This window comes from Streptomyces sp. 796.1, from assembly GCF_047525675.1.
Classification (GTDB): Bacteria; Actinomycetota; Actinomycetes; order Streptomycetales; family Streptomycetaceae; genus Streptomyces.
Map to the genome: position 1 here is coordinate 59,929 of NZ_JBLIWA010000033.1, position 6,002 is coordinate 65,930.

At 72.5% G+C, this 6,002-nt stretch carries 4 protein-coding genes; 1 reads left to right on the forward strand and 3 read right to left on the reverse strand.

The window, feature by feature from the left end:
• Window positions 1-52 precede the first annotated feature (52 nt).
• The 3 genes from ACMA1D_RS22035 to ACMA1D_RS22045 form a co-directional block, all read right to left on the reverse strand.
• Window positions 53-1,951: an ATP-binding cassette domain-containing protein gene (locus ACMA1D_RS22035; RefSeq protein WP_414725737.1), complete on the reverse strand. Its 1,899-nt coding sequence runs from the start codon at window positions 1,949-1,951 to the stop codon at window positions 53-55.
• The gene (locus tag ACMA1D_RS22040; protein WP_414725738.1) at window positions 1,944-3,719 is read right to left on the reverse strand and encodes an ABC transporter ATP-binding protein; all 1,776 of its coding nucleotides are present in this window, start codon (window positions 3,717-3,719) and stop codon (window positions 1,944-1,946) included. The genes ACMA1D_RS22035 and ACMA1D_RS22040 overlap by 8 nt, the downstream gene beginning before the upstream one ends.
• Window positions 3,720-3,890: 171 nt before the next feature.
• Window positions 3,891-4,718 carry a siderophore-interacting protein gene (locus ACMA1D_RS22045; RefSeq protein WP_414725739.1) on the reverse strand — a complete coding sequence of 276 codons (828 nt, stop codon included), beginning with the start codon at window positions 4,716-4,718 and terminating at the stop codon, window positions 3,891-3,893.
• 105 nt (window positions 4,719-4,823) lie between these two features.
• Here ACMA1D_RS22045 and ACMA1D_RS22050 point away from each other — a divergent pair, with 105 nt between their 5' ends.
• On the forward strand, window positions 4,824-5,825 hold the full coding sequence (locus ACMA1D_RS22050; RefSeq protein WP_414725740.1) for an ABC transporter substrate-binding protein: 1,002 nt from the start codon (window positions 4,824-4,826) through the stop codon (window positions 5,823-5,825).
• Window positions 5,826-6,002: the final 177 nt, after the last annotated feature.

Genomic DNA, 6,002 nt, shown 5'->3' on the forward strand with positions numbered 1-6,002 from the left:
GTCCGCCCCCCAGTAGGGAGGCGGACACCACAAGGCGGTCAAGGAGGATGGGTCAGCCGAGCGGCGTGGGTGATGGCGGGGTGCTGATGCCGCCGTGTTCCAGTCGGATCACCCTGGGCAGCCGCTCGATGGTGCTCTCCCGGTGCGCGATGACGATCAGGGTGCGGTCGGCGCGCAGGACGTCGATGGCGGTCTCCAAGGTGTGGGCCGTCTGCGGGTCGATGTCGGCCGTCGCCTCGTCCAGCACCAGCACGGCCGGGTCGACCAGGGCCGCCCGTACCAGGCCGATGAGTTGCACCTCGCCGGCCGACAGTCGGCCCTGGCCGCCGCCGATGCGGGTGGTGAGGCCGTCGGGCAGGCCGGCGGCCCACTCCGTCAGGCCCAGCCGGGCGACGGCCTCGCGCACCGCGTCGGCGGTGGGGCGCTGGGGCACCAGGGCGAGGTTGTCCAGCAGGGTGCCGCTGATCAGGTGCACCCGCTGCGGGATGAGGACGATGCGGCGGCGCAGTTCGCCAGCCGGCACCTCGCGCAGGTCGGTGCCGGCGTAGTGGACGCTGCCGGAATCGGGCGTGTAAAGGCCGGTGACGAGCTTGGCCAGGGTGGTCTTGCCGGCGCCGGTCGGGCCGACCAGCGCCACCCGGTCGCCGGCCGGGATGTGCACGTCGAGGCCGTGCAGCACTTCGGCGTCGGCGACGTACGAGTAGCGCAGGTCGCGCACCTCAAGGTCGCCGCGGTCGGGCAGCGGGGCGGCGGGCGTACGGACGGCCGGCTGGGCGGTGGGTAGCTTGCTCGGGGTCGTACGGGCCGGGTCGGTGGCCGGTGCGGGCGTGCTGCCGGCGGGCTCGGCGGCCTCCGGGGCGGCGGTCTCCGCGACAGAGGCGCTCGGGGCAGGCGTGTTCGGGGAGGCGGGGGCCTTTGATGGGGAGGTCTGCGAGGTAGGGGCGCCGTCGGTGGCGGCGCCCGGGTCGGTGACGGTCAGCAGGTCGAGCAGCCGGGCCAGGCCGACCTTGGTCAGTTGCAACTGGCCGACCAGGTTGGACGCCTGGGTGGCGGAGTCGAAGAGCTGTCGGGTGGCGAGGATGAAGACGACGACGGTGCCGACGCTGATCTGGCCGTCGGCGGCCAGCCAACCGCCGAGCAGCAGCAGGACGACGGTGGTCAGGCCCTGCACGATGCGCGACAGGCTGATGATGAACAGCGTCTTCTGGGTGCGCCGTGCGGCCTGGTAGCGGTGTTCGCTGTCGGCCAGGAAGCGGGTCCGCCAGGCGTCCACGCCGCCGTTGGTCTGGAGCATTTCGCGGGAGGTGACCAGCTCCCGGTAGGTGGCGGCGACGGTGCCGGCAGCCGCGGCCTCGGCCGCGAACGCCGGGTTTGCGGCCCGTTTGAACCGGCGCAGCACCCAGACGATGCCGGGTACGAACACCACCAACATGCCGAGGGTCAGCAGCGGTGAGTAGCCGACCAGCAGGATCGTGGTGAACAGCAAGTAGCCGACGACGGTGAGGACTTCGGGCAGTTGGCTGCGGACGAAGTTGGCCAGGTCGGCGATCTCGGTGGTGGTGCGACGGAGCAGGTCGCCGGAGCGGTGTGCTTCGAGGAAACGCAGCGGCGCCCGGGACAGCCGTCGCACGGCCAACTCGCGCAGCCCGCGCACGACGCGTTCGCCGACGGTGGTCAGCCACACCTCGGACTGCCGGAACAGCACGAGGCGCAGCACCATCAGGCCGATCAGCACGCCGGCCGCGGTGAGCAGTCCTTCGCGGTCGTCCTCGATGAGCTGGTCGACGCCGGCGCCGATGACGGCGGGCACCGCCACCGTGCAGGCGGTGGCCAGGGCGCTGCTGACAAGGGCGAGGACGATGCCGCGGCGCTCGGCGCGCAGATAGGGCCAGGCGCGGCGCAGCACGGCCGTCTGGTCCGGGGTCGTGGAGAGCCCCTGTTGCTCAGCCATGTGCGCTCACCCGCTCTTCCTCGTCGTCGGCGCCGGTACGGGTGGGGGGCTTGGTGCCGGTGTCGGCGCCGGATTCCGCGGTGCCGGTACCGGCCGGCGGCGGGGTGGCCGGTGCCAGGGTCAGGACCCGGTCGGCGGCGGCGATGACGGCCGGGCGGTGCGTGGCGAACACCACCGTCAGCGCGTCGGTGCGGTTGGTCAGGCCCGCCACGATGGCCCGTTCGGTGGCGGTGTCGACCGCCGACGTGACGTCGTCGAGCAGCAGTACGGAGGGCTCGCGCAGCAGCGCCCGGGCCAGGGCGAGGCGCTGCAACTGGCCGCCGGAGAGGGTGTTGCCGCTCTCCCCCAGCGCCGTTTCCAGGCCGTCGGGGGCGCTGTCCAGGTAGTCGTCGAGGGCGGCCAGCCGACAGGCGTCCCGGAGCTGGGCGTCGGTGAAGTCGCCGCCCAGGCGCAGGTTGTCGGCGAGGGTGCCGCTGATGGTGACCGGCCGCTGCGGCACGTACGCGATGCGGGCCCGCAGGTCGGTGGCTGCGGCATCGGTCAGCGGCACCGCCCCGTACCGTACGGTGCCGGCGCTCGCTTCGGTCAGTCCGGCGAGCACCCGCAGCAAGGTGGTCTTGCCGGAGGCCATCGGGCCGGTGACGGCGACCAGTTCGCCGGGGCGGGCGCGCAGGCTGGTGGGGGCGAGGGCGGTGCGGTCGGCGAGGCGCACGGTGATCTCGTCGGCGACCAGGTCGCCGGTGGCCGGCAGCGGGGTCGGCTCGGCCGGTTCGGTGCGCGCCGGGCGGGCGGTGAACACCTCGGTCAGCCGCTCGGCGGCGGTGCGCGCCTGGGAGAGTTGGCTGAGCCGCAGGGTGAGCACGCCGACCCAGAGCACGAGCATGCCCATCCAACTGGCGAAGGCGACGATGCCGCCGATGGACATGTCGTCGCGGAGCACGGCCAGGCCGCCGACCGCGAGGCCGATGCCGATGGCGAGGCCCGGTACGAAGGGGGAGCTGGCCGCCCAGCTCGCCGATATCCGGGCGGTGGCCAGGGTGTGCTCGGTGACCTCGCCGCTGCGTTCGTCGTGCCGCTCCACCAGGGCGCGTTCGCCGCCGATGCCGCGGACGGCGGCGCTGGCCGAGAGCAGTTCCTCGACGGCGTCCGCGCGGCTGCCGTGCGCGGTGGACAGCTTGGCGTTGGCCGCCCCGAACCACTTGGGGAAGAGCACGGTGTTGATGAGGACCAGCGGCGGCACGCAGGCCAGGCCGACCACGGCGAGCAGCGGATCGAGACCCAGGATCGCGATGATCATGATGGTGAAGCCGATGACGCCGGTGACGAACGAGGCGAAGCCCATCAGCCAGGTGCGGACCAGGTCGACGTCGCGGGTGCCGCGCATGCTGAGGTCGCCCTCGCCGTACCGGTCGATGGCCGCGCCGTCGAGTGCGCCGATGCGGTCGGCGAGGCGCAGGTAGAGCCGGTTGCCGGTGAGGGTGGCGGAGACCGTGGACTGCCAGCCGAGGAGCATTTCGCCGAGGGCTGCGACCACGCTGACCGCGGCGATGATGCAGGCCCAGCGCAGCGTGGCGCCCGAGTCGTCGACGGTGATGCCCCGGTCCAGGGCCCGCTCGACGCACCAGGGCAGGCCGATCAGGGCCAGTTGGTAGCCGAGGCCGCCGAGTACGGCGAGGGTGATGCGGCCGGCGTTGTCGCGCAGGCACCACCGGAGCAGGCTGGCGCGTTCGGGTGCGGGGGCGGGCGCGGCGGGGGCGGGGCGCGTCATGCGCGGCTCCCGGCGAGGGGTGTCAGCATGGTCGGCTTGGCCTCCGTTGGCCGTTCGTCGGGGTGGGGCCCGCGTGCCCGGGTGGGGCGGGGCACGGGGTGCGGCCGGCGGCTTGGTGGGTGGGGCGCGCGGGCGCCCGACCGTTGGCTGGGGTGGTGGCGCATGGCGGGGTCAGACCTCGCTGTCCTGGGTCTCGCCCCGTGTCCAGTACGCCGTCAGATGGGTGTGGGCGCGGTCCAGGCCGCGGTCGCGTACGTAGTGGCCGCGCAGCGACTTGACCACGCCGCGCTCGGCCGCGCCCCAGACCCGTCCCGCGCCCGGCGGCAGGGCCAGCGCGAGCGCCGCCTCGTGGAGCAGGGAGCCGGCCGGGCGGCCGTTGCGGTGCAGCCAGTCGACGTCGACGTCGGCCGCGGTGGGCAGCGGCTGTTCCTCCGCCGCGTCGGCCACCTCGATCAGTACTCGGGCCCTGGCCGTGGCGGGCAGTTCGGCCAGGGTGGCCGCGATGGCGGGCAGCGCCGTCTCGTCGCCGAGGAACAGGTACCAGGGTGCTTCGGGGTCCAGCGGGTAGGCCGGGCTCGGCCCGAACCAGATGCTCTCGTCGCCCGGTCGTACGGTCTCGGCCCAGCCGGAGGCGAGTTGGTCGGCGCCGTGCAGGACGAAGTCCATGTCGACCTCGCCGCGTTCGGGGTGGTGTTGGCGGATGGTGTAGCGGCGCAGGCGGGGGCGGGCGACCGGGAGCAGGGCGCGGGCCGCATCCGCGGTGAAGGGGCGGGGCAACTCGACGTCCGCGTCGTAGAAGTAGAGCGCGACGTGCTGGTCGGTGCCGTTGCTCAGGAACTCTGACAGGTCATCACCCCCAAAGGTGATCCTCGTCATGTGCGGGGTGATCTGGTGCACCTGGCGCACCCTGGTGACGTTCAGCCTGCCAGGCCGACGGCTCGCATACCGGCGCTCTTCGGTCGACGCCCCGCTCATTCCGATGGTCTCCTCACTCCTCAACAACGGCCAACTCCTTAGATCTTGCGGTCAAGGAGTAAGTTAGGCAAGCCTAACCTTTGCGGTGCGCGATCGTCGCGCCGTACGGACCGTGCAAGGAGCACAGATATGACTCGATCCGCCATCCCGTTCACGCCCGTGAAGCGCCGCGCGTTCCTGGGTGGGCTCGCCGGGGCAGCCGCCGCACTCGGGCTTGCCGCCTGCGGGGTGAGCGATTCCGGCGACGACGAGAAGGACACCAAGGAGAGCAAGGGCGGCAAGGAGAGCGGGGAGCAGGGCACTCGCAGCATCAAGACCGACAACGGCACCGTCACCGTCCCGGCCAAGCCCGAGCGCGTCATCGCCTGTGAGAACTGGGACACGTTGATGCTGCTCGACCTCGGCATCGTGCCCATCGGCATCCCGGACGGCATCGCCAACGCCGCCGCGCTGCCCGCGGACGTCTACCAGAAGCTGCGCAACGTCAAGACGATCGGCGTCGCCGGCACGCCCAACAGCCAGGCCATCGGCGCACTCAAGCCCGACCTGATCGTGGACCAGTTCTACAAGGACAAGACGGCGCCGCTGAAGACCATCGCACCCGTCGCGTACTACAACTGGTCGGACAGCGGCGCACTCTGGTACGAGCAGCTCGACAAGATCGCGGACGCGGTCAACCGGCGCGATGCGCTCACCGACGCCAAGTCGGAATACCGCCGGCGGCTCGCCGAGGTGAAGGGCGCGTACGCGCGGCAGATCGCCAAGACCACCTGGGCGCCGCTCAGCGGCGGCCAGAACGGCGCGTTCTTCCTCGGCTCGCCGCTGCTGACGGTCATGCGCGACCTCGGTCTGAAGATCGGGGCGAAGATCGCCGCGGACGAGTCGGGCTTCGTCCAGAAGTCGTACGAGGAGTTGGAGGTCCTGGACGACTGCGACGTGCTGCTCTACCCGCAGCTCTTCGACGGCAAGGCCCCCGCGCTCACCCAGCAGTTGCTGGACAACAAGGTGTGGAAGGGCGTGCGCGCGGTCAAGGCCGGCCACGCCTTCCCGATCCAGCACTACACCGTGGGCTCCTACCGCTGGGCCAACGGCGCCGTCGACGAGATCGAGAAGATCCTCAAGAAGCTCTGACCGGCCGGGCCCGGGCCGCCACGGCCCGGGCCCGCTCTTGCACGCGCCCCGCGCCCGCCCGCGGTCGTTGCACCAAACACCCGGCCGCCCCGCCCCGGCTGCGGGGCCGCACGGGCCCCGCGCACCCCGCCCACTGACCGTGGGCGGGGTGCGCGGCAGTCGGCCGCTGGTCAGCGG

Coding starts and splice junctions, on each gene's coding strand:
- ACMA1D_RS22050 (WP_414725740.1), top strand. CDS start 4,824: ATGACTCGATCCGCCATCCCGTTCACGCCCGTGAAGCGCCGCGCGTTC.
- ACMA1D_RS22040 (WP_414725738.1), bottom strand. CDS start 3,719: ATGACGCGCCCCGCCCCCGCCGCGCCCGCCCCCGCACCCGAACGCGCC.
- ACMA1D_RS22035 (WP_414725737.1), bottom strand. CDS start 1,951: ATGGCTGAGCAACAGGGGCTCTCCACGACCCCGGACCAGACGGCCGTG.